This is a genomic window from Candidatus Diapherotrites archaeon, from assembly GCA_016205145.1.
In the GTDB taxonomy this organism is placed as follows: Archaea; Iainarchaeota; Iainarchaeia; order Iainarchaeales; family JACQJH01; genus JACQJH01.
In genome coordinates this window covers 225,995-247,772 of sequence record JACQJH010000001.1, presented here as the reverse complement: position 1 = coordinate 247,772, position 21,778 = coordinate 225,995, and the positions used below count along the sequence as shown (strand labels likewise).

Below are 21,778 nucleotides of genomic sequence, written 5' to 3'. Positions count from 1 at the left end.
GCGGGAAGGAAAATTTAGGCTTTTCATCGCCTCTGTGGCTCAGTGGTAGAGCACGTCCTTGGTAAGGACGGGGTCGCGGGTTCAATTCCCGCCAGAGGCTTTTAAAAAAAGCCTGCAAAAAAAGCAAATCCAGAAGACTATTTTTAGCTTAATTTTTGCCGAGCAGACGAAGGTTTAAGCCGAGCGGCGCACAAGTCGCAAGAAAAAATTCGACGAAATGGAGGCGATGATATTAGTGGGAAAAGTCTGACAATGTTAGACAGAAATTCCCATATAACTATCATTCATTTTCTTTGTTGAAAAGAAACCAACTAACAAGAAGAATTAAGGATGAGCCTATCCCCAACAATGCAAATCCCATAGCAAAAGATAAGAAATTAAGTTTACCGAAAGTGATACCAGACAAAAAAATTAATGAAGAAATTATACAACCAAAAAAAGAAACAACTGCAAGAAGTGCACGATCATTGAAATCAAGTCGCGGTTTATAAAATGAAACCTTTTCAACCAATTCTCCGATATTTTCTAAAGAATCTTGAATTCAAACACCCCAATTTCTTTGCAAACCTCATCTAACCGTTTTGGGGTGTAATTTACCAATTCTGCGCTTACGTTGATTGTTTTGTTTTTTTTGTTAATGTATGGGTAACCAGACAAATCGTTGTTGTGTTTGTGCCCGTGGATAACCCATCCTTGCCAGTCGGCTGGTTTGAGCGCTGGATCATGAATTAAGAGAAATCGTTCTTGCCCAAAATTTAGTATTATTTGCGTGTATGATTTCATGTTGCCAATATCCTCATGATTGCCTTCAATGAACACTATTTTGCCGTTTAGTTTGGAAAGCCAGTATTTTGCCGACCTGCTGTTTTTGCCATATGCCATATCACCCAAAAAATAAACCGTGTCGTTTTTAGAGACAGTTTTGTTCCAATTATCAACTAGTGCGCGGTTCATTTCTTCGACATTCTTGAATGGCCTTTTGCAGAATTTTATAATATTGGCATGGTCCAAGTGGAGGTCGCTTATAAGAAAAGTGCGTTTTCCTTCGCTTTCTTTGGCCGTAAATTCAGGTATTTTTGTGATGTCCGCGTTTTTGGTTTCCTTCAATATGCCAATCGTCTTTTTCATTAGTTTTTTGTCTAGTGCCTCTTTCCGTTTGAGCAGCCTTTTTTGAATGAAATCGTATTCGCATAGAATTTTTCCGCCTTTTAACAACGTGGCCCTGAGCAGGGTTTGGTTTATTTGTTTAGGCTTTTGTTTATCCAAATAGGAGAAAATCCTGTCAAATTTGTGTTGGATGTCTTTGAAGGCGACTGTAGAATGGAACGCGAATGGTTCAAGGTAGTCGGTGTCGGTCGTGTAAATGACTGGCTCCAAGCTTTTGAACAGGTCTTGCCGGTATTTGGCCAGTTCAGAGGAAGACTCGACATCAACGAAAACCACCCGATCGTCAAAGTGGCGGAATCCTGACAACTTGAAGTTTATGCGCCCATATTTTTTGGACACGTTCACAAACTTGGACACGACTTCTCTTTGGTTTCTTGTTTGAAACGGCCCAACCAAGCTTATATGCGGAACAACGTGCTTTTTGGTAACGCCTGAAACGCGGAACTTTTTCGAGACGTCAAAAATGGTTTCCTTCAGATACTTTTTTGTGTAACCATGAAACCTGAATTCAATCAAATAGTGCGGGCCTCTTGACGGCCTGAACAGGTTTTTGAGCCAGCGGAACATTAAATCACTAATTATGTTACCTACTTCAATTTATTTAATTCTTCCAAATTAGCCATCGTCAGAACTTCTTTCGAAAGCAGTTTGGACAGCTTTTCTTCGGATAGCAGTTTTTTCTCTTTCACTATCTCAATCAGGCTTTTGTTTTCGCGTAGCGCTTCTTTGACGAGCTCTGCTGTCTTTGCGTAGCCGATTAACGGAGAGAGAAGCGTTGCCGTTGCCAGGTTTTTGTCGAAGTTTTCTTTCAGCTTTTTTTCGTTCGCCTGGATGCCGGAAACGCATTTTTCGTTCAAGGCGGAGCAGGCGTTTGCCAAAATGTCGATTGACTGCAACAGGTTGTGCGCGATGACCGGCGTGAACACGTTCAACTGCAGTTCGCCGTTCATTGCCGCCAGTTCGATTGTTTTTGTGTTGCCTTGCACCTGATAGCAGACCATGTTCGCCATTTCGGATATGCTTGGATTGACCTTGCCGGGCATTATGCTGCTGCCGGGTTGCACGCCAGGCAAAACGATTTCCGCAAAACCAGTGTTCGGGCCTGAGGATAGCAGGCGCAAATCATTGCAAATCTTGTTCAAATCGACAGCAAATTCGGATAGTGCGTGCGCGGTTTCAAGGTAATCGGAGGCAAAAGCGGTTTTTTCGAACAGGTTGTCGGCCGGTTTGAGTTCGAGGCCGGTTTCTTTTGCGAGGTTTTCAACCATGAGTTTCTGGTATTCTTTCGGCGCGTTCGAGCCGGTGCCAAGCGCGGTTGCTCCGATGCCAAGAATTCGCAAATTTTCCTCGCTTTGCCTGATGCGTTTCCTGCTTTTTTCAACGGCTTTTGCGAAAGCCGAGAATTCCTGGCCGAGAGTTATGGGCAATGCGTCCTGCAGGTGCGTTCTCCCCGCTTTAAGCAAATCCGCAAAGTCATGGCTTTTTCCTTCAAATGCGGCCTGCAATTGCGCCAGGTTCTTGTCGAGGTTTTGCAGTTGCCATAATGCTGCGATGCGTATTGCCGTCGGCGAAACGTCGTTGCTTGACTGCGAGAGGTTTACATGGTCGTTCGGGTGCACTAGGTATTCGCCTTTCCTTCCGCCAAGCAGTTCCGTTGCCTTGTTCGCAATGACTTCGTTTGCGTTCATGTTGTAGGGTGTTCCGGCTCCGGCCTGGAAAACGTCAAGCGGAAAATCCTCATGCAAAGGCTTTGCAAGCAGTTCCCTGCACGCCCGCACAATGGCATCAGCCTTGTCTTTTTCAAGCACGCCCAATTGCGCGTTGGTTTGGCTGGCGCACAGCTTGATTGAAATGTAGGCTTTCAGCAGTTCTTTCGGCGCTTTCAGGCCGCTGATCCGGAAGTTTTCGAAAGCGCGCTGGGTAAAAATGCCGAAATTGGCTTCAAGAGGCACGTTTTTTTCGCCGAGCGAGTCCTTTTCGGTGCGGAAGGCGTTTTGTTTTTCCTGCATGAATGAAAGTTTGCCTTGAAAAAAGTTAAAAACAGTGTTTTCAGGGGATAATTTCCGCGCTGTTGTATTTGACGAAGGCAAGCTGTTCCCATTCGATTGTTCCATTGTCAAGCAAGGCCTTAACTTTTGGGCGAATTCTCTGCATTTCCTTGACCAAATGCTTTACGGTTCCGCAGACTTCCTTGAAGCCTTTTTCCGGCCAGGGCTTTGCGATGTTTGAATAAAGGCACCTGCCTCCGCAATAGCTGAAAACCTCGCAGGAAACGCATGGCCCGCCGACGGTTATCTTGAACGGCAGGTCTTCCGGATTTGAATCGCGGATGTTGCCAACGTATTTGTCTTTCACTCCCGCCATGATCGGGCACGCGCTGATTTCGCCGTTTGTCAGGATTGAAAAGTTGCCTGTGCCGGAACCGCATGGCAGATTGTATTGTGTTCCATTGAGGATTGCGTCAAGCAGGCCGAGGAAAGGATAAAGGCGCAAAACGTTTCCTTTTTCAAGCTCGGCAAGCCAGTAATCCGCGAGCCTTGAAATGTCTTGATTATAGGCTTTGCTCCATTTTGAGAAGTTTCTTTTTTCGTAATCGTGCCACATGTTTGCGTCAAGCTGCCAGTGAACGGAAGAGAACGCAAAATCAGTGTTGTGGAGCAGTGCCATGATGTCGTCAAAAAAGTTTGTGGGCTCCTCGACAGTCATTCTCGCGATTATTTCGCCCTTGAAGCCGTTTTGCCCGAGCAATTTGAGGTTGGAGACAACGCGTTCAAATGTTCCCTCGCCCCTGTTTGCGTTAGTCCTTTCCTTTCCGCCGTCAATGGAAACCAGGATTGTGTGAAAGCGGTTTGCATACTCTTTCGGCAAAAGGTTGAGCAAAATGCCGTTTGTCTGCATCATGAAATAGTCGGCTTGCACTGAATCCATTACCTGCTTGACTGACTGCAGGGCTACAAGAGGCTCGCCGCCGTAAAAAATCAGGCCCTTCTTTTCCCTGTCCTTGGCAAGGAAAGAATTGAGGTCCTGCATCGAATACGAGATTTTCATGGGCAGGGATTCAAACTGCATGTTGTTGCTCGCGTCCTCCGGCTCGTCGAAGGCCTTGCCCGCACAGTAGCTGCAGCAAAGGTTGCAGTCCGGGGTCGTGATGATGTGGTACATCATGGGAAAAATGGTTTTCCAGCAAAAAAAATAAAAAAGCCGCAGGAATCCCTGCCAGCAGGACAAAAAAATAAAAACAGCAGAATCAATCTATTATGGGCATTACAATGGCTTTGAGCGAAAATCTGGTTGAACTGCTTGTCGACAAGTACATAAAAAAAGGCGAAGTGCTGTCGTTCGGCACAAGCGAGATGGCCGAAATCTTCCTCAAAAAGGTCGCATTGAAGGCGGAGGAGGAAAAGCTGTCGTTTTCGGTCGTTCCCACTTCCGCAAAAATGGCGGGAATGCTCACCGAACTGGGCCTTGAAGTGGTTTCGCTGAACGACATCGAAATAGACGTTGCAGTCGAGTTTGTCGACCAAGCTGACAATTTTTTCAATTTCATCAAGCGCGACTCGCATTCGCTTGTGAGGGACAAGATGATAGCGCAGAGCGCGGCAGAGCTCATAATCATCACTGAAAGGAAAAACCTTGTCGCAAGATTGCATGGAAAAATCCCGTTTGAAATCGCCATTTTCGGCTGGAAGCGCACGGTCGCACAGCTTGAAAAGCTCGGCAGGGCAAACATCGTTTTGCGCGACGGAAAGCCGGCGAAAACCGAGTCGAACAACTATCTCACGGAAGTGCTGGTCGACAGGATTTATTCGCTTGAAGACTTGGAATTCCAGGCAAAGGAGATTCCGGGCGTGCTTGAAACCGGCCTGTTCATAGGCTATGCGGACAGGATGCTATTGCACAACGGCCACATCGAAGTGAAAAGCAGGCTCGACTACACCAAACAGTCGAAGGAAGCCGAAGTCCTGGGCGAAAAAGGGTTTTTCACCATCTGAGACCGAAACCGCCGAAAACAACTTTTAAAAGCCTTTAACAGGCAAAAATCATAGCCTAACCGAATTGAGTTTGCCGGTGTAGCTCAGCCTGGTTAGAGCGCTTGACTGCAATTCAGCTTTTTTGTGTTGCGGGGCGAAACTCATAATCAAGAGGCCGCGAGTTCATATCTCGCCACCGGCAAATTTTCTTTTTTAAGGCAAAACGGTCCATACGTTTTTCGTAATTTTTAGTTAGTTTTTTAATGGGTTTCGTAGAGGAGTTTTTACTGCTTTTAGACAGGCAAAAATGCCGAATCGGCATAAATTCGTTTTCATGGAGAGTGTTTTTTGATGCAGAAACTGAAGGTCGGGGTTTTGGGCGCAACCGGAATGGTTGGCCAGAATTACATAAGGCTTTTGGAGAATCATCCATGGTTTGAAGTGTCATGCGTGGCGGCCTCGCCCTCTTCGGCTGGCAAAAGCTATGCCGAAGCTGTTGCGGGAAGATGGCAGATGCAGGAAGACATTCCGAAACACGTGAAAGGCCTTGTTGTAAGGGACGCGAACAAAGTCGAGGAATGCGACGCCGACTTCGTTTTTTCCGCGCTTGAAATGGACAAGGACATGACAAAGGCGCTTGAAATAGAGTATGCGAGGCACGACATCCCCGTTGTTTCGAATGCGAGCGCGCACAGACATACCGACGACATTCCAATGCTCATTCCGGAAATCAATGCGGAGCACATAAAAATAATTCCGGTGCAGAAGAAAAACCGCGGATTCGTGAAGGGGTTCATTGCGGTCAAACCAAATTGTTCCCTGCAAAGCTATCTCACGCCGGTGCATGCGTTGCAGCAAGCGGGGTTCAAGGCAAGCAAAATGATTATCACTACAATGCAGGCAGCGTCAGGCGCGGGCTATCCCGGCGTGCCGTCGCTTGACCTGATTGACAATGTCGTTCCCTATATCGGCGGGGAAGAGGAAAAATCGGAGTGCGAGCCTGAAAAGATTCTGGGAAAGATTGAAAACGGCAAATTCGTTTACGACAAGAGCATCAAAATTTCCGCGCACTGCAACCGCGTTCCCGTAATCGACGGGCACACTGCTTGCGTGAGCATCGAATTCAAGGACAAGAAGCCCTCGAAGGAACAGATAATCAAGATCTGGCAGGATTTCAAGGCGGAGCCGCAGGAATTGAAATTGCCTTTCGCGCCCAAACAGCCCATCATTTACAGGTTCGAGGAAAACAGGCCGCAGCCGCGCAAGGACAGGGATGCCGAAAAAGGCATGGCTGTTTCGGTCGGCAGGCTGCGCGAATGCAAGGTCTTCGACTTCAGGTTCGTCGGATTGTCGCATAACACGGGCAGGGGCGCTGCCGGCGGCGGAATCCTGAACGCGGAATTGCTTAAGGCAAAGGGCTTTCTTGGCTGAGTCAGAAGAAAAATATCATGTCTTGCAGGCCAATGAACCATTCAAACCGCCAATAAAGCGAAAGCCTCGGCACTCATAACGATTCTTCATCAAGCGCTTTCAGGCAGTTCCCGCGCAACAGCGCGCAGCCCCATGCGAATGAAATTGGCATGGGGCGTCGAACCAGCCGGACGAAAGCGGCTCTCAAATCTCAGCCTGGTCATCATCGGCCTTCGTTTATTGACTAAAACCTCGAACAGTTATTAAATTTTCCCAGCCGGGGCTTTTTGGAAAAGCATGGAACTGTTCCGCGCCACTGATCCGCTGGGAAGGAAAATTTCCCTGACGGCTGAAAGGTATTCGCACATGACGATGTTCAGGCCGGAACTTGAAGGCAAATTCAAGGAAATCGAGGAAACTGTCTGCAACCCGGACTTCATCAAAAAAAGCAGGCTTGACGGCAAAGTTGAGCTGTACCATAAAAAGGTTAAAAACGGCAGGCTACTAATAATTGTTATAAAGACGCATGAAAACAGCGGGTTTGTACTGGCCGGATATTATTCAAAGACTGAAAAACCAGGTGAAACGAGTTGGAAAAAATAAGCCTGCACTACGACAAGGAAGGCGACATACTTGAGATAGTCATCGGAAAGCCGAAAAAAGCGGTCTGCGGGGAAATTGGAGAGGACATACTGGAAAGAAAAGACGCCAAAAGCGGCAAAACAGTCGGGTATACCATTCTGAACTTTGAGAAACGGTTTGACTCAAAAAAATCCACGCGCATATCCCTGCCGGCAAGCGGAAAAACAGAATAAAACCCTGATTTTGAAAAAGAGATTCTTATGGTGAAACAAATCAAACCGGAGCTTGTCGCCCCGGCGGGCAGCTTTGAGCACATGAAAGCTGCGGTCGCAAACGGCGCGGACGCTGTTTACTTCGGCTACCAGGCGTTCAATGCAAGGATCGGCGCGCAAAACTTTTCGCCTGAGCAGGTGAAAGAAGCAATCGACTATTTGCATTTGCACGGCAGGAAAGCCTACCTTACATTGAACATTCTGCTCAACGAGTTCGAGATCGGCGCGGCAATCGACATGGCGAAGAGTGCGTACGAGCATGGCATTGACGCTGTAATCGTGCAGGACGTCGGCCTGGCGCACAGCCTGCACGAGCTTTTGCCCGGGCTGAGATTGCATGCAAGCACGCAGATGACAATCCACAACACCGAAGGACTGCTGTTTGCAAAAGATCTTGGCATCAAGCGCGCGGTGCTGGCAAGGGAAAACTCGGTTGAAGAAATCCATGAAATGAAATCACGGGTTGGGACCGGAATAGAGGTTGAGTGCTTTGTGCATGGCGCGATGTGTGTAGCATATTCGGGGCAGTGCTTTGCGAGCAGCGTTTCGTTCAAGCGCTCCGGCAACCGCGGAAGGTGCGCGCAGAACTGCCGCCTGTTTTACGATTTGGAAGAAGGCGGGAAAAGGATTGACGAAGGCTATCTGCTGTCGCAGAAGGACCTTTTCGCGGTGCCCATGATAAAACAGCTTGCCGAAGCAGGCGTTTCGGCATTCAAAATCGAGGGAAGGAAAAAGGGCACTGAATATGTTGCAATTGCGACAAGGGTTTACAGGAAAGCAATCGATAACGCGTTCGGCGGAAAAGAAGCGGTTTCGGAAGACGAGATAAAGCAGCTGCGCATAGCCTACAACCGCGACTTTTCGGCAGGGCACTTCAACGGCAAGAACGACGACATCATAAAAAAGGATTATCCGGGAAAGGTCGGAATACGCGTCGCGAAAGTGCTTGAATACGCCGACGGCAAGATAAAGGTCCAATTGTTCGAGCGCGTCAGGAAATGGGACAAATTGTCGCACAAGCTGGGCGACGAGAGAGTGGACTTTTTTGCCAAAAAAATCCTGAAAAACGGAAAGGAAATGGAACACGCGTTTGCAAACGAAATAGTCGAAATCGAGGTTCCGCACGAAATCAAAAAAGGGTGGACAATCTTCAAGGTGCAGTCCAAACAGCTCACCGACCTTGCTTACTCGTCAATCAAGACCATGAAAAAGCCGGAAGTGAACCTTGAAGCGAAAATTTCACACAAAGAATTCAGGATAAGGGCTTTTGACGGGCAAACCTCCGCGGAAGTCGTCTCGGATTTCACGCCGAAAAAAGCCGAAAAAATCCCGCTCGGAGAAAAGGTTGCCGAGGAAAAGCTTTCAAAGACCGGCGAAACATTGTTTGAATTGAAAAGCATCAGCGTCAAGGTCGACGAGGGCCTCATGGTTCCGTTCAGCAAGCTCAACGACCTGCGCAGGAAAGCCATCGACGCGTTCACCAAAAAAAAGCTTGAAGGTTTCAGGAAAAACGTTGATGCTAAAAAATTCGAGGAACGGAAAAAAGAACTGCTGAAGGACGCGGGGCATGAAAAAGGCAGAAAGGCCGCCATCTCAGTCAAGGTTTCCTCGCTCAAGCAGTTGAATGCTTTCCTGCAGGCAAAGCCCTGCGCGGTTTCGTTCCCGGAAAACGCGGACAAAAAAACATTGCTTGAAGCGCAAAAAATCTGCTCCGAGCACGCAATGCAGCTTGTGCTTTCAACGCCCGTGATAATGAAGGACCATGAGCTTGCAGCGCTCGCCAAAAAGCTGTCGGAAACAGTGAAAGGCAAAAGCGCGGAGCTTGCGGGCGCGGCAATCGAATGCAACAACCTCGGCCTCTATCACTGGCTTGCGGGGCAGGGCTTTGAAAAAATCATCATCGGCAAAAACTTGAACGTGTTCAATTCCATTGCCGCAAACTTTTTCGCCAAAAACCCGCAGGTCGAAAGGATTTTGCCGTCAGGGGAACTGACGCTCAAACAGCTTTCCGCTACACGGAAACGCACGGACGCAAAGATTGAGCTTGTCGCATTCGAACTTCCGGAAATAATGATAATCGAAACCAAAATATTGCCAAAAAAAGGCAGGTATACTCTCATCGACAGGAACAAGTGGAAATATGCTGTTGAACTGGATGAAAGCGAGCGCACGCACCTCTACAATCCTATGGCGATGAACATGGTTCCGGAGCTTGAAAAGCTCGAAGCGATTGCCGATGTTGTCAGGGTCGATGTTGGCAGCGTTTCAGGCGAAGACGCGGAAAAAATCATCGCATCCGTCAAGGAAAAGCTTGGCGGTGGAAAAGGCTTTGCGGACATGCCGTTCACGCGCGCAAGCTATGAAAAGGCGGTGTGAGGCCAAATCAAGAATCAGGGGAAAGCCACTTGGCAAACCCCTTTTGTCCACAAAAACAACAGTACATTATGGGTAATTGCCGGCTGCAGCCGCGGAAGAACGGCAAATTCTTGCCGATGAAACCGAAATTGCTTGCAAAAAAGAAAAGCGCGGAGCTTGCGGAAATTATCGGCATAATGCTTGGCGACGGAAACTGCCAGGTTATAAAAGAAAAAAGCATTTACCAAATAAGAATTATAGGCCATCGCGGGAACGATTTTGATTATCTGACAAATTATACTTCGGGCCTGTTCAAAAAAGTGTTTGGAACCGAATTCAGCATAAAATTTCCAAAAACCGGAAACGCTGTCGTCATATTCAAGCAAAGCAAAAATTTGGTGCACACGCTGATGCATTTTGGCATAAAAAACGGCAATAAAACCACGAATGGCGCGGCAATTCCCTGCTGGGTTCTTGGAAAAAGCGGTTACCTTAAAGCCTGTGTCAGGGGATTGATTGACACTGACGGAAGCGTTTACCCGAAAACGCGCAGGCACAAAACGCCCACAATCTGGTTCGCCACGGCATCGCCTACAATCCAAAGCAGCATAACAAAGGCATTTAAAATATTGGGCTACAGAGTATCTAAATGGACCCAAAAGAAGGACAGGAATACAATGCAGTGCTCAATGGGAGATTCTAAAGAAGTCCTGCGTTATTTCACTGAAATCGGGTTCAGCAACAAAAAGCACATAAACAGGTTCAAAAAATTCTGCAGTGCCCCGGTGGTGTAGTCCGGCTAAAACGGTTTGTTTTTATAAAAAAAAGCAGCTGTTGCCGAAAGCACTCGGCCCTCTCAAGGATTTTCCAAAAAATTCAAGAGCGGGGTGAGGCCGCGACCCGGGTTCGAATCCCGGCCGGGGCATTCCTAATTTTTTGCGTTTCTGGGAAAGTAAACCGGGAACGCGATTGTTGCGCCAGGCATGGCTGTGGCGAACTGCAAAAGGCCCATTGCCATCAGGAATTGAACCGGAATGACTGAAAGACTGAACAAGGCGAAGGCATTCTGCACACAAAGTTCCACAAATTCTACGAGCAAAAAAACTAATTAAGCAGGCAGAGGATTCGAATGCAGTGAGAATCCTCAACGTCGCACCCGCCGGTTCCGAGCAACAGCGAGGCAGCGGCACTTTACGTGCCGCACGTATCAGCCGGACGTGACGGCTCCGGGCGATGACGGCGATTTAGATGAACAATGGAGCCAGCACAAGCGTTATCGTGCCTAAAAGCTTCACCAGGACATGCAGGCTCGGCCCTGCAGTATCCTTGAACGGGTCGCCCAAAGTGTCGCCGGTAATGGCTGCCTTGTGGGCTTCGCTGCCTTTTCCGCCGTGCGCGCCATCCTCAATGTATTTTTTGGCGTTGTCCCAGGCCCCTCCGCCAGTGTTCAAAACCAGGGCCATGAGGATCCCGGTGATTGTGCCGACCATCAGAAAAGCGGCAACAGCCGCGGCCTTCAAAAGAATGCCGACAGCGATAGTCATGAAAACGACCAGGAGTCCGGGCGCAACCATTGCTGCAAGGGAATTTCTTGCGCAGATGTCAACGCACGTCGCATAATCCGGCTTTGCCTTTCCCGACATTATGCCCTTGATTTCCTTGAACTGCCTCCTGACTTCTTCAACAACGGTTGAAGCGGTCTGGCCCACAGCCCTGATTGCAAGGGAAGAAAACGCAAACACGAGCATTGCGCCCAGGAATGCGCCGACAAAAATCGTCACCTGCGCCAGGTCAATGACCAGAACCTTGCCCGTGATAAGCGCCACTTCATCCATGTAAGCCGCGAAAAGCAGGAATGCCGCCAAAGCGGCCGAACCGATTGCATAGCCTTTGGTCAAAGCCTTTGTCGTGTTGCCCACAGCATCAAGCCTGTCAGTGATGCGCCTGACCGATTCAGGCGCATTCGACATCTGGATTATGCCGCCGGCATTGTCTGTTATGGGGCCGAAAGTGTCCATTGCAAGAATGAAAGCCGCAGTGCTCAGCATTCCCATTGTCGCAATCGCCGTGCCATACAATCCGCCGTTCGGAACTCCGCTCCACACGCCGAAATTGTATGTCAGGATAAGCGAAGCCGAAAGCACCAGGACCGGGACAACCGTTGTCTCCAACGCAACCGCAAAGCCCTGGATGATGTTCGTTGCATGGCCGGTTTCGGATGCCTTGGCAATGCTGCGCACGGGATCGAAAGCCTGCTCAGTGTAATAGATTGTAATCCACACGAAAAGAATGCTTGCGGCTATGCCGACCAGCCCTGCATAAAAGAACCAGATGTTCTTGAGCATTGCCATTGTGACAAAATAAAACGCGATTGCCGCGAGAATCGTGGCAACGTAATAGCCCCTGTTCAGGCTCTTCATGGGATCCTCGTTGCCGAGGCTTTTCACCGAAAGAATGCCGACAATGCTTGCAAGCAGGCCGAAGGACCTTGCCACAAGGGGAAAGAGTATGCCGTTGACTCCGAAAACAGGATACAAGGCGACTCCAAGAATCATTGCACCGATGTTTTCAGCCGCAGTGCTTTCAAACAGGTCCGCGCCGCGCCCGGCGCAGTCGCCGACATTGTCGCCGACCAAGTCTGCGATAACCGCCGGGTTTCTCGGATCGTCCTCCGGAATGCCGGCCTCGATTTTCCCCACAAGGTCGGCGCCCACATCCGCCGCCTTGGTGTAAATGCCTCCGCCGAGCTGCGCAAACAATGCCACAAAGCTTGCCCCGAAACCGAATCCTACAATCAGGAACGGCACTTCAGTCGGATGCTCAATGCCGCCGAACAAAAAGTAAATCAGGCTGACGCCCAAAAGCGACAACGCAACAATTGTTATGCCTGAAACCGCGCCGCCGCGGAACGAAACCAGAAGGGCCTCGCCAAGGCTTCTCTTTGCCGCAGACGCAGTGCGGATATTCGCCCTGACCGCAACCCACATGCCGATGAAGCCCGCCAAAGCGGAAAAGAACGCGCCGAGAATGAAAGAGCCGGCGGTCATCATTGCAATGGTCTGGCTCTTGCCCAAAAACAGGTAGAGGCCGTAAAGCAGTATTGCAAGCACAATTGACAGTATTGCAATCGTGGTGTACTGGCGCTTCATGAAAGCGTTGGCGCCTTCCTTGATTGCATCGGAAACCTGGCGCATCTGCGCAGTGCCGGTGTCCTTCCTTAGCACGTAGCGGACAAGCACGGCTACGAAGACAAGCGACAATAAACTCATCAAAAATACGTGAAACAACGAAAATTCGAATGCCATTAAGACCCGTTTTTGTAGGTTATCCTTTAAAAACTAACGCGAAAACAGGTTTTCGGATGGATGGAAAAAAACGCGGGGAAAAGGCGGATGGGCACAAGCCGGCGGCAAAAAAAAGCTGGCCCCGCCAAAAAACCGAAAAGCCAGGCCGCGAAGAAAAGGCCGGCGGTGCGAAGAAAAGCCCCGCCCATGCGCAGAAAAGCCTTCGCCAAACCCTGAAGGAAAACAAGACGGCCGTGATACTTGCAACGATCAGCATTCTTCTTTTCGCGGCATTCGTCGCGATAAAAGTGTCACGGTCCGCTCCGGCGGCAAACGGCATTCCCGCGGGCCAGGAAAAAGAATTCTATCTTGCGTTCGCAAACGATTCGCATTCAAGGGTCCAGGGCCTTGTGCAGAAGGCAAACCAGGTGCAACTGCCGGTTTCAGACGACAAAATAGCGCAGGCCACGCTCACAGAATTCCAGAAATCAATGGTTGAAGACATGCAATGGCTTGCGGAAAAAGAACAGGCGAACTATGGCAAAATCGTTTCCGCAAAAACAGTCCCGGAAACGAAAAGCCTTGTTGAGGAAGAGGCCGCGCTCACAATAACCGCAGCCTACGTCTTGGAACTCAACATTGTGGCACTGGACGGCATGTCAGTGAACCTGTCCGACGCCAATGCAATGGCCGCAACCATTGACGGCGCAGGCCTGGCCGCGGAAACAATAACTGTGACCGACTTTGCGGGCAGGGAATTAAGAGAGGATGCGGCGAAAAACCTGAACGTGGACGCGGAAAAAATAAGGGAAAGGCTCGACAGCCAGATGCTTGAATTCATCGGATTGCGCAAACAAAAATTCAGGCAGGCTGCAACGGAATTCGAGATGGCGGTCGAAGCGCAAAAGCTGGTTGAACTCGCATTCCTCATGACTGTTTCGGAACAAACCGTTCAATAGCCAGGGGTTCGTTGCCCGGAACGCAGTTGCGGTTCACCAAAAAAACAGTCCTGAATTCCGGCACGTATTTTTCAAAACCACGCGAAGCGTTGATTGACTTTGTTTGGTTGAACATTCCGCCGAAAAACATTCCCAAATCCGAATGCTCGGCCTGGTCTTTCAAAGTGAGGCAGTTTGCCTGCGTAATGGCAAGCGAGCCGTCCGGAACCGAGGACTGCAGTTTTTCAAACAACGCAAGCTTTTCCCGGCCGGCGTTGGAATGCGCGGAGAAAACAAAAAGCGTTGCGATGGCAAGCACTGCAAGAATCCCGAAAAGAAAAGGTTTTTCCGGCACGGAAAATTTCGAGGCCATGCGTGAAAGGAATGAAGCGTACGGGACGAGCAGCAACCCGGTTATCGGCAAAAAAAACCTCGCCTTGGTCAGCACATCGGAAAGGCCGAGAATGTTCGCGCTCCAGAAGTACGCGGAAAAAAACAGCAGGAACAATGCCGAAGCCAGAACCGTTTCGTGGAACAGCCTTGTGCGCTCAACGAAAACGACTGCAAGCATTGCCGGAAACACTGCAAGCAAAACCAGAACATAAGAGAAAAGCTTGGCCGCGAAGACTGTTCCGAATTCGAACTTCAGGCGTTCCCCGGTAATGGAGTAGCCGGTTTCCAGAAACCCGCCGAAAGCCGCATTGTTGAACAAAAGCAGAAGCGCAATGAACGGCAATGCGCCGACTACAAGCCTTGCAAGCTTTTCCCTGCTGTCAAAAAATGCGAACAAGAGGAAGGGCGCGAAAGCGAGAACGTTAGTGTAGCGCGCCAGCAAGGAGAGGCCGAAAAACGCGCCCGCCAAAAAATGGCCTTTCGAGCCAATGCCCTGACCCTCATCCGAGAGGTAAAAATACGCTGCCAAAAGCACCAAAAGCGAGGACAACGGTTCGCTGACGGCAAAACGCGAAAACAAAGCCGAAGCCGGAAAGAAAAGATACAAGACCGCAAACGCCGGATTGATGCGCAAACGTTTCAGCAGCAGATAGAAAACGGAAAATCCGGCGAGATGCATGAGCAGGTTCAGCAGAAAGGAAAACTGCCAGCCGAAAAAAAGGAATGGCACAAGCAAAAACGCCGCAAGCGGCGGATAGCGCGGAACGAAAAACGAGCCGTTCCAGAAAAGGTCGAATGCCTGCAATGGATCCTGCTCGCCTATTTTTCCGTGCAGGAACAGCCACGCCTGCTTGACAAACTGGCTCTCGTCAATCGAAGTGAAAAAAGGCGGGTAAAAAAACAAATACAATGCAATGAAAACGATTGCCGAAACGAGCAGGAACTTGCGCTCGAAAGAAAAGCCGTTCAGCCGTGAAACCAGCTTCTGCAGCAAAGACTCACGCGGGCGATAATACATAATGATATTTTACGTGTGTGGAAAAAAAGAAAAAACAACGCCAAAGCCGAAAAACGACACCTTTTAAACCAAAACAAGCAGTAAATTAAATTATGGAAAACCGGCCGTTCAATTTGCAGGAAGGCGAAAAAATAATCAAGGAAATCAAGCCTGTGGGCGGCCTGCTCTGGTATTGGCTCGTGCCAGGAATAATCCTGTTCCTCTTAATAGGAATTTTCTTCACTCCGCTTATATTCGGAGGCATTTTTTCGGGCTCGCCCGGCGGACTGCTGTGGACGGTTTTCTCCCTGGGCTTTGTTGGCATTATCCTCATACCGTTGCTTGGAGCATTCTGGCGCTACAACAAGCAGCACTATTGGATAACCAATAAGAGAATAATCCAGAAAAGCGGCTTCATAGGCTACAAGGTAAACTCCATTCCGCTTGAAAGGATTTCAGACGCCATAATCTCGCGCTCCTTTGCAGAAAGCATTTTCGGCTTCGGAAGCGTGCACATCCAAAGCCTTGCCGGCCAGATAACATACAACAACAGGTTCGGCGCCGAAGGCTCATTGCTTGCGGTTCCCGACCCGGAAGGAACGCAGGAACTCATTTTCGGCCTGATAGGCGAAAAAAGAAAGCGCGAAAAACTGTCATTCTGAAACGGCCAAAACAAGCAAACAAAATGCGCTAGGGCAACCCCGACAATCTTTTAATAAATTGCCCAAACAACAATTCTACAGCCGCCTTGGTAGCTCAGCCTGGTAGAGCCGCAGTTTTGTAAACTGCTGGTCGAGGGTTCAAATCCCTCCCAAGGCTTGGCACTGCAAAGTTTAAAATCAGTGGGCATAGCCGAACGCCCGGCTGGTGCGAACAAAGGCGTATTGCTAATCGCAATACGCCGAGTGATCGTAGTAAATGTTTCGGGGGCGTGCGAGGGGGCAGAGCCCCCTGCGTGCGGAACCAAGGCGTATTGCGTATCGCAATACGCCGGGCAAGCCATCACGCAAAAGCCAGTGCTGTTTGTGGTATCTTCGCTACCGCCGATACCGCACATGCCCAACACGAACCCCAAAAGACCAATAGCCCATTGACAAAAGTTTAAAATCAGTGGGCATAAGTGAATTAATAACAAGTTTAATGACCAGCGAAATTTAACCGCCCTAATTGGGCCCGTAGCTCAGCCTGGTAGAGCAGCGGACTCTTAATCCGCGTGTCGAGGGTTCAAATCCCTCCGGGCTCGTCTCGGCGGTTTCGTCCGCCGGGTCCGAAACCAAGGCGTGCCGCTGATGCGACACGCCGAGTAGGACACAACAAATATTTCGGGGGTTTGCAAGGGGCAAAGGCCCCTGCGTTGTGAAACGCCGAGTAAGCATGTGGATTTTTAACCACCAGAAACTTATTTTTACAAGGTGAGAGCGTGGACAAGAGCATTCAATTAATCGCAAACTACGATGACTGGGTCGCAATCAAGAAACTCAAGATAGAGGAGAAAACCGACCCGCGCACGGTAATGGAATTCCTGGCAAGCCTGACGATAAGCGTGGACAAGAAAGTGGAGCAGAACCTCGGAAAGCTTGTGGATTTGAAAAAGCTTGACGCAATGCTGGCCGAACTGCCGGCCGGAAAATCGGAAGCCGAAATCGCGGAAATCCTGAAGGCAGCGTCCTCCGGAAAAGTCAACGGCGTGATAAACGAGATAACCGCAGTCGAAAGCCTGCAGAAAAACGAGCAGAAAGAGTTGGCGGGGTTTTGCAAGGTTTACGCGCTCAAAAAAGCGCTTGGAAAAGCAGGACTGAGCGTCGACTATTCAAGCGTGGAAATTCCCGGCATGAAACGCGTAATGAAAACAAAGGTTTAAAGGCGGAAAGCTGAAATGTTTTTGGTTTGATGAACGTGCTTTTTCCCGCTGCAATCCAGGCTTTTGACGAGTGGTTCCTGCACGCACTGCAGGCAACTTTTTCCTCGGGATTGCTTGACATTGCAATGAAAGGCATCACTCTTCTCGGCCACCCGGTTGTCTGGATAATGGTTGCCGCATTGGTTTACTGGAAGGGAAAGGAAAACCACGCGTTCTTCCTGATGAATGCGGTCATGTTTGCCGCGCTTGCAGCAGGCATAATAAAAATTTTTGTTGCAAGGCCGAGGCCGGACCAGGGCGTTTTCCGCGTGGTGGCGCAGGACACTTACAATACCGCGTCTTTTCCAAGCGGGCACGCCACAACCATTGCATCGGTTTTCGCTTACACGCGCGGCTTCCTTGACAGGCAGAAAAAACTTCTCCTGGCATTCGCGGTTATAGCCGTGGCAGTTTCAAGAATGTATCTTGGCGTGCATTTCCTGACAGATGTCCTGGGCGGCATTATCCTCGGCCTCTGCATTGGCACAATCAATGCCTGGAGCAGGAAACAGTGGCTCAAACACGGTTTCAGGCTGACGAAGCCAGAAGAAGAATTGGGCCTTGTTGCGGCGGTCGTTCTGGCGGTAATAGCAATCATTGTCCTCGGCGATTCGGAAACCGTTTCCTTGGGAACAACGTTTCTCGGCTTTTACGCGGGCTTCTTTGCATGGAAAGAGCTTGGAAAAACGCAATCCGCCAAAGCTTTTGTGCCCAAAAGCGTTATTGGCCTCATTGTTTTAGGCGCACTGCTCGGCGCGGGCCAGTTTGTGATAACAGACTATTACCTGAAAGCCGCAGCATTCTTCATTGCGGGCCTGTGGATTTCCCTGATTCAGCCGGTTTTGGCGGAAAAACTCGCCTGAAAACATTTAAAACGATTGAGTGAAACAAATAATTAGCCGGCAGGAACTGTTTTGGGCGGGCACGCGTGGTATCGCGTCAGCGATACCACAAGGCTGCACGCTCGGCAGCATGCCGAGCCCTCCTTGGTGTAGTAGCTAACACGCACCGCTGTAGATTTTCGTGCACGCTCTTGTGCACTGCCTTGAATGGCTGGGCAGCAGGTTCGAAAGAACGCTGTTGCGCCGCGAAAAAAGCGGCAACGGTGAGATCCCCTGTGCAAATCAGGGAGGAGGGAATTATTACACAATTTTTAAATTGTGCCCCCTAATATATGCTTTTAAATTTTGTGCCCCCTAATTTTTACCATGCCATATATCGAGAAAAAGAAAATCGGCGGCCGCGGGTATTTTTACCTGATGAAAAACATCCGTGTCTCCAAAAACAAGTGGAAAAAAATAAGCAAATATGTCGGAACCGACCTGTCGAACCTTGCCCAGGCCGAAAAGGAGCTTGAACTTGCCCAGCCGATCGGGAGGATTTTGACGCTGAAGCAGATGAAAATAATCGACCTGCTCAGGGAAAATTACCTGAAAACCCGCAAAATAGGCAAAGGCCTGTGGAAAACCGAAAAAGAGCAGATAATAAGCTTCATTTACAACACCAACGCAATCGAGGGCAATTCCCTGAGCTATGAGGAAACGAAAAATATCCTTGAAGGGAAGCCTGTGGCAAGGCATGCGAAGCGCGACGTCCGGGAAGTCGAAAACATGAAAGAATGCATTGATTTCCTGTTTGGTTACAACGGCAAATTCGACCAAAGCCTGTTGCTTAAACTCCATGCAATCGAAATGAATGGCATCCATCCCGAAGCAGGCAGAATCAGGACGAGGCAGAACATTGTCGGAAACTATCTGCCGCCGAAACCGGAACAGGTCCAGCCGGAACTGGACAAATTTTTCTCATGGATTAAGCAGGCCGGACAAACCCTGCACCCCTTTGAAACCGCTGCATTGGCCCATTTGAAAATCGTGAGAATCCACCCGTTCATGGACGGGAACGGCAGGATTTCAAGGCTGGCGATGAACCATCTGCTGTTCAAAAACAATTATCCTTTGCTGAACATTTTCAACTCCGAAAAAATGCTGTATTACCTGATGCTGAGGGAAGTCGACGCGAAAAAAAAGGAAAGCCCGTTCGTCAAATACCTCTACAAAGCATACATAAACCAGTACAAAGAATGCCTGCTTCCAGGCAAAAAAGCCGCAAAAAAAAGCCTTAAGCCAAGCGCAAATTAAAAAAAGCAAAGAAAAAGAAAAGAAGGAAATGAGGCGCTTTTTTCAGAAGCGCCATTCCGCGATGTGGCTGTTGTTGTAAGCAGCAACCTGTGACAGGTCATGCACGTCCATCGGGTTCGTGCAAAAGCTTATTGCCCTGCCTTTCTTGCCCTGCCTTGCAGTCCTGCCAATCCTGTGGATGTAGGTTTCGGCTTCGGTCGGCAAGTCAAAGTTTATGACGTTGTCGATGTCGTCAACGTGTATGCCGCGCGCGACAATGTCAGTTGCAAGCAGTATTCCTTTTTCGGAGCGCGTGAACTCGTCGATCGTGCGCTTTCTCGAATTCTGCTGCCTGTCGCCGTGAATCGCGAAAACCCTGATTCCGTGCCTTGCAAGCAGTTTTTCAAGCCAGTCGACCGTGCGCTTTGTCCTGCAGAAAACAAGGTTTTTCGAGTCCTTTTCCTTTGCAAGAATGCTGCACAGCGTGTCAACCTTCTGTTTCTGGCTGACCTTGACGTAAAACTGCTCAATCGATTCGACGGGCGCGTTGTCCTCGCTCAAATCGAAAACAATTTTGTCATGCTTCATGTGCTTTTCCACTAGCGCAAGGATTTCCTTCGGCATTGTTGCCGAGAACAGCATTGTCTGCCTGTATTTCGGGAAATACGAGACTATGCGCTCGATGTCGAACCTGAAACCCATGTCGAACATTTTGTCGGCTTCGTCCAGCACCAGGAATTGTGCCTGCGAAAACGAGAGCATGCGCCTTGACAGCAAGTCAAGCAATCTGCCGGGGGTGCCGACGATTATTTCCGGCTTTCTCCTCAAACCAGTTGCCTGGCCTGAAATGCTTTGCCCGCCGAAAACCGCAAAAGTGTTGATGCGGCTGCCCTGGGCAATGGAAGCGATTTCGTCTTTCACCTGCACGCAAAGCTCCCTTGTCGGAACAACCACGAGCGCGGAAAACGGCTTGCCCTGCTGAACCATTTCAATCAATGGGATTGCGAAGGCGGCTGTCTTGCCGGTGCCGGTTTTCGATTTTCCGACCAAATCTTTTCCCGAAAGCGCTGCCGGAATTACCTGTTCCTGCACTTCGGATGGCTTTTCAAAGCCCTTGCTTTTGATGGCCTTTTTCAGGCTGTCGCTGATGTTTAATTCTTCAAATTTCAATGTGTACCTCTCCTTGGTTTTAGAAGAAAAAGGCAAAAAAAACACTATCCTGCAAAAGCGGAAACCGCCCGGGCAGCGAAGTTTTTCAGTTAAGAAAAAAATAGGGTTCTTATTCCTTTAATCTCTGTAGAAGGTTCTGCCAACAAAGGCTTTTAAAGGTTTCAGGCGGGCAAAAAACCGGGAAAAAAAGGCAAAAAAAAGGCAAACCTGCGGGCTTTTAAGGTTTAGCGTGTGAAAAAGAATGTGTGCGCAGGCGAGAGTTTGCGCGCAAAACTAAAAGAAAAAAAGGTGAAAAAAACAAATGGCTTACGGCAACAGGGACTTTGGCGGCCCAAGGCAGCTATACGATGCGGTATGCGCTGACTGCGGAGCTGAAACAAAGGTTCCATTCAAGCCTGATGGCAAAAGGCCCGTTTACTGCAGGGACTGCTATCAGAAAAGAAAATCCGACAACAACTGATTGAAAAATTGGCTGTTTAAAGGTTTCAGTTTGGGAAAAGCATTTTTTCCCAAAAAGTTTTTTTTGTTCTATTTTTTGTTTTATTTTTCAAATCCCAGCCGCAAGGCCGGAGAAAAAGCTGTTTGGTCATTTCTTTTGTTTGACCACTGCCTGTTCCGCCTTGATGCGCTGCCTTGAAGCGCTTTTCAGCAGCTTTTCCTGTTCCGCGGAAGGCAGGATTTTGAAGTGCCTTGCCTTTTCAACTCCGTCTGGAAGGAAGCCAATTGGCCGTTCGGAAACAAGCCAGGCCTTTCCGAACCGGAAAAGGTTGACGGGCGCGGAGAACTCGCGCAAGGTCTTTTCGCCGCGCAAATTGAAGTAATGGTCGAAATAGGACATTGCGAGTTCGCGCACGCTTGCAAAAACGGGGTCGCGGTATTTGAGGCCGGAAAACTTGGACTGGCCGATCGCACCCCACAAGCCGTTGATTTTGTAGACGGCAACGACATGGTCCTCGTCCCTCACTGCCCGGAAGTCCATTAGCAGGGGCGGGTGGCCGTGCACGGCCAGGGCCGCGGCAGCGAAGGCAGCGCCTTCGAAACAGTGCGCCTTTCTGTGCCGGAGGACAAGCCTCGGCGAATAGCAGGTTTCGCCTTTTTCCTCAAGGTTGTACGAAAGTTTTTTGTCCAGAAAGTCCTGGATTTTTTGCGCGGAGTCAAGGCGCCTGAAAACCGCCAGTTCTTTTTTGTCAAAGCCGAAAGCGCGCATCAAGCCACCAAAGCC

21 protein-coding genes and 5 tRNA genes are annotated in these 21,778 nt (G+C 49.3%); 17 read left to right on the top strand and 9 right to left on the bottom strand.

The annotated features are described in order from the left end of the window. Positions 1-28: 28 nt before the first annotated feature. A tRNA-Thr gene (locus HY394_01335) sits at positions 29-100 on the top strand. Positions 101-280: 180 nt separating this feature from the next. On the opposite strand, the gene HY394_01330 is transcribed toward HY394_01335, so the two are convergent. From HY394_01330 to HY394_01315, 4 genes are all read right to left on the bottom strand, one after another. Next, positions 281-511: a hypothetical protein gene (locus tag HY394_01330; GenBank protein ID MBI4052660.1), complete on the bottom strand. Its 231-nt coding sequence runs from the start codon at positions 509-511 to the stop codon at positions 281-283. A 14-nt stretch (positions 512-525) separates the two neighbouring features. Further along, positions 526-1,683: a 2'-5' RNA ligase family protein gene (locus HY394_01325; GenBank protein ID MBI4052659.1), complete on the bottom strand. Its 1,158-nt coding sequence runs from the start codon at positions 1,681-1,683 to the stop codon at positions 526-528. A 71-nt stretch (positions 1,684-1,754) separates the two neighbouring features. Beyond that, the gene (locus HY394_01320; protein MBI4052658.1) at positions 1,755-3,176 is read right to left on the bottom strand and encodes an aspartate ammonia-lyase; all 1,422 of its coding nucleotides are present in this window, start codon (positions 3,174-3,176) and stop codon (positions 1,755-1,757) included. A gap of 40 nt (positions 3,177-3,216) precedes the next feature. Continuing rightward, the gene (locus tag HY394_01315; protein MBI4052657.1) at positions 3,217-4,332 is read right to left on the bottom strand and encodes a TIGR04084 family radical SAM/SPASM domain-containing protein; all 1,116 of its coding nucleotides are present in this window, start codon (positions 4,330-4,332) and stop codon (positions 3,217-3,219) included. Between the two features lie 104 nt (positions 4,333-4,436). Between HY394_01315 and HY394_01310 the strand changes: the two genes are divergently transcribed. The 8 genes from HY394_01310 to HY394_01275 all read left to right on the top strand — a co-directional run bounded on the left by HY394_01310 (position 4,437) and on the right by HY394_01275 (position 10,682). Further along, entirely contained in the window at positions 4,437-5,159 is a 723-nt protein-coding gene (locus tag HY394_01310; GenBank protein ID MBI4052656.1) for a ribose-5-phosphate isomerase A, read from the top strand. A gap of 72 nt (positions 5,160-5,231) precedes the next feature. Then, positions 5,232-5,340, top strand: a tRNA-Met gene (locus HY394_01305). A gap of 149 nt (positions 5,341-5,489) precedes the next feature. Next, positions 5,490-6,569, top strand: coding sequence for an aspartate-semialdehyde dehydrogenase (gene asd / locus HY394_01300; protein ID MBI4052655.1), 1,080 nt, complete (start codon positions 5,490-5,492; stop codon positions 6,567-6,569). A gap of 276 nt (positions 6,570-6,845) precedes the next feature. Then, a complete protein-coding gene (locus HY394_01295; protein ID MBI4052654.1) occupies positions 6,846-7,151 on the top strand; it encodes a hypothetical protein in 306 nt (101 codons plus the stop codon). Further along, a complete protein-coding gene (locus tag HY394_01290) occupies positions 7,139-7,363 on the top strand; it encodes a DUF2283 domain-containing protein (GenBank protein ID MBI4052653.1) in 225 nt (74 codons plus the stop codon). The genes HY394_01295 and HY394_01290 overlap by 13 nt, the downstream gene beginning before the upstream one ends. A 27-nt stretch (positions 7,364-7,390) precedes the next feature. Further along, positions 7,391-9,778, top strand: coding sequence for a U32 family peptidase (locus tag HY394_01285; GenBank protein MBI4052652.1), 2,388 nt, complete (start codon positions 7,391-7,393; stop codon positions 9,776-9,778). Positions 9,779-9,846: 68 nt separating this feature from the next. Next, complete coding sequence (locus tag HY394_01280) at positions 9,847-10,551, top strand: LAGLIDADG family homing endonuclease (GenBank protein MBI4052651.1); 705 nt, start codon at positions 9,847-9,849, stop codon at positions 10,549-10,551. Beyond that, positions 10,537-10,682: transfer RNA gene (locus HY394_01275), tRNA-Glu, on the top strand. The genes HY394_01280 and HY394_01275 overlap by 15 nt, the downstream gene beginning before the upstream one ends. Before the next feature lie 3 nt (positions 10,683-10,685). Here the strand turns inward: HY394_01275 and HY394_01270 are convergent. Further along, on the bottom strand, positions 10,686-10,841 hold the full coding sequence (locus tag HY394_01270) for a hypothetical protein (GenBank protein MBI4052650.1): 156 nt from the start codon (positions 10,839-10,841) through the stop codon (positions 10,686-10,688). A gap of 160 nt (positions 10,842-11,001) precedes the next feature. Continuing rightward, the gene (locus tag HY394_01265) at positions 11,002-13,062 is read right to left on the bottom strand and encodes a sodium-translocating pyrophosphatase (protein ID MBI4052649.1); all 2,061 of its coding nucleotides are present in this window, start codon (positions 13,060-13,062) and stop codon (positions 11,002-11,004) included. Between the two features lie 56 nt (positions 13,063-13,118). On the opposite strand from HY394_01265, the gene HY394_01260 reads away from it, so the two are divergent. Continuing rightward, on the top strand, positions 13,119-14,000 hold the full coding sequence (locus HY394_01260; GenBank protein MBI4052648.1) for a hypothetical protein: 882 nt from the start codon (positions 13,119-13,121) through the stop codon (positions 13,998-14,000). Here HY394_01260 and HY394_01255 read toward each other — a convergent pair. After that, a complete protein-coding gene (locus tag HY394_01255) occupies positions 13,969-15,366 on the bottom strand; it encodes a hypothetical protein (GenBank protein ID MBI4052647.1) in 1,398 nt (465 codons plus the stop codon). The genes HY394_01260 and HY394_01255 overlap by 32 nt on opposite strands. Positions 15,367-15,482: 116 nt before the next feature. On the opposite strand from HY394_01255, the gene HY394_01250 reads away from it, so the two are divergent. The 6 genes from HY394_01250 (at position 15,483) to HY394_01225 (ending at position 19,407) form a co-directional block, all read left to right on the top strand. Then, the gene (locus tag HY394_01250; GenBank protein MBI4052646.1) at positions 15,483-16,031 is read left to right on the top strand and encodes a PH domain-containing protein; all 549 of its coding nucleotides are present in this window, start codon (positions 15,483-15,485) and stop codon (positions 16,029-16,031) included. An 83-nt stretch (positions 16,032-16,114) separates the two neighbouring features. After that, positions 16,115-16,188 (top strand) — tRNA-Thr (locus tag HY394_01245). A gap of 350 nt (positions 16,189-16,538) precedes the next feature. After that, positions 16,539-16,612 (top strand) — tRNA-Lys (locus HY394_01240). 177 nt (positions 16,613-16,789) lie between these two features. Beyond that, positions 16,790-17,230, top strand: a complete 441-nt coding sequence (locus HY394_01235; GenBank protein ID MBI4052645.1) for a DUF2666 family protein — start codon at positions 16,790-16,792, stop codon at positions 17,228-17,230. Between the two features lie 29 nt (positions 17,231-17,259). Then, on the top strand, positions 17,260-18,132 hold the full coding sequence (locus HY394_01230; GenBank protein ID MBI4052644.1) for a phosphatase PAP2 family protein: 873 nt from the start codon (positions 17,260-17,262) through the stop codon (positions 18,130-18,132). 345 nt (positions 18,133-18,477) lie between these two features. Beyond that, a complete protein-coding gene (locus tag HY394_01225; GenBank protein ID MBI4052643.1) occupies positions 18,478-19,407 on the top strand; it encodes a Fic family protein in 930 nt (309 codons plus the stop codon). Between the two features lie 42 nt (positions 19,408-19,449). On the opposite strand, the gene HY394_01220 is transcribed toward HY394_01225, so the two are convergent. Continuing rightward, positions 19,450-20,556: a DEAD/DEAH box helicase gene (locus HY394_01220; GenBank protein ID MBI4052642.1), complete on the bottom strand. Its 1,107-nt coding sequence runs from the start codon at positions 20,554-20,556 to the stop codon at positions 19,450-19,452. A gap of 301 nt (positions 20,557-20,857) precedes the next feature. Between HY394_01220 and HY394_01215 the strand changes: the two genes are divergently transcribed. Next, a complete protein-coding gene (locus HY394_01215; GenBank protein ID MBI4052641.1) occupies positions 20,858-21,016 on the top strand; it encodes a hypothetical protein in 159 nt (52 codons plus the stop codon). A 126-nt stretch (positions 21,017-21,142) separates the two neighbouring features. Here HY394_01215 and HY394_01210 read toward each other — a convergent pair whose 3' ends face one another. After that, entirely contained in the window at positions 21,143-21,763 is a 621-nt protein-coding gene (locus HY394_01210; GenBank protein ID MBI4052640.1) for a hypothetical protein, read from the bottom strand. Positions 21,764-21,778 lie beyond the last annotated feature (15 nt).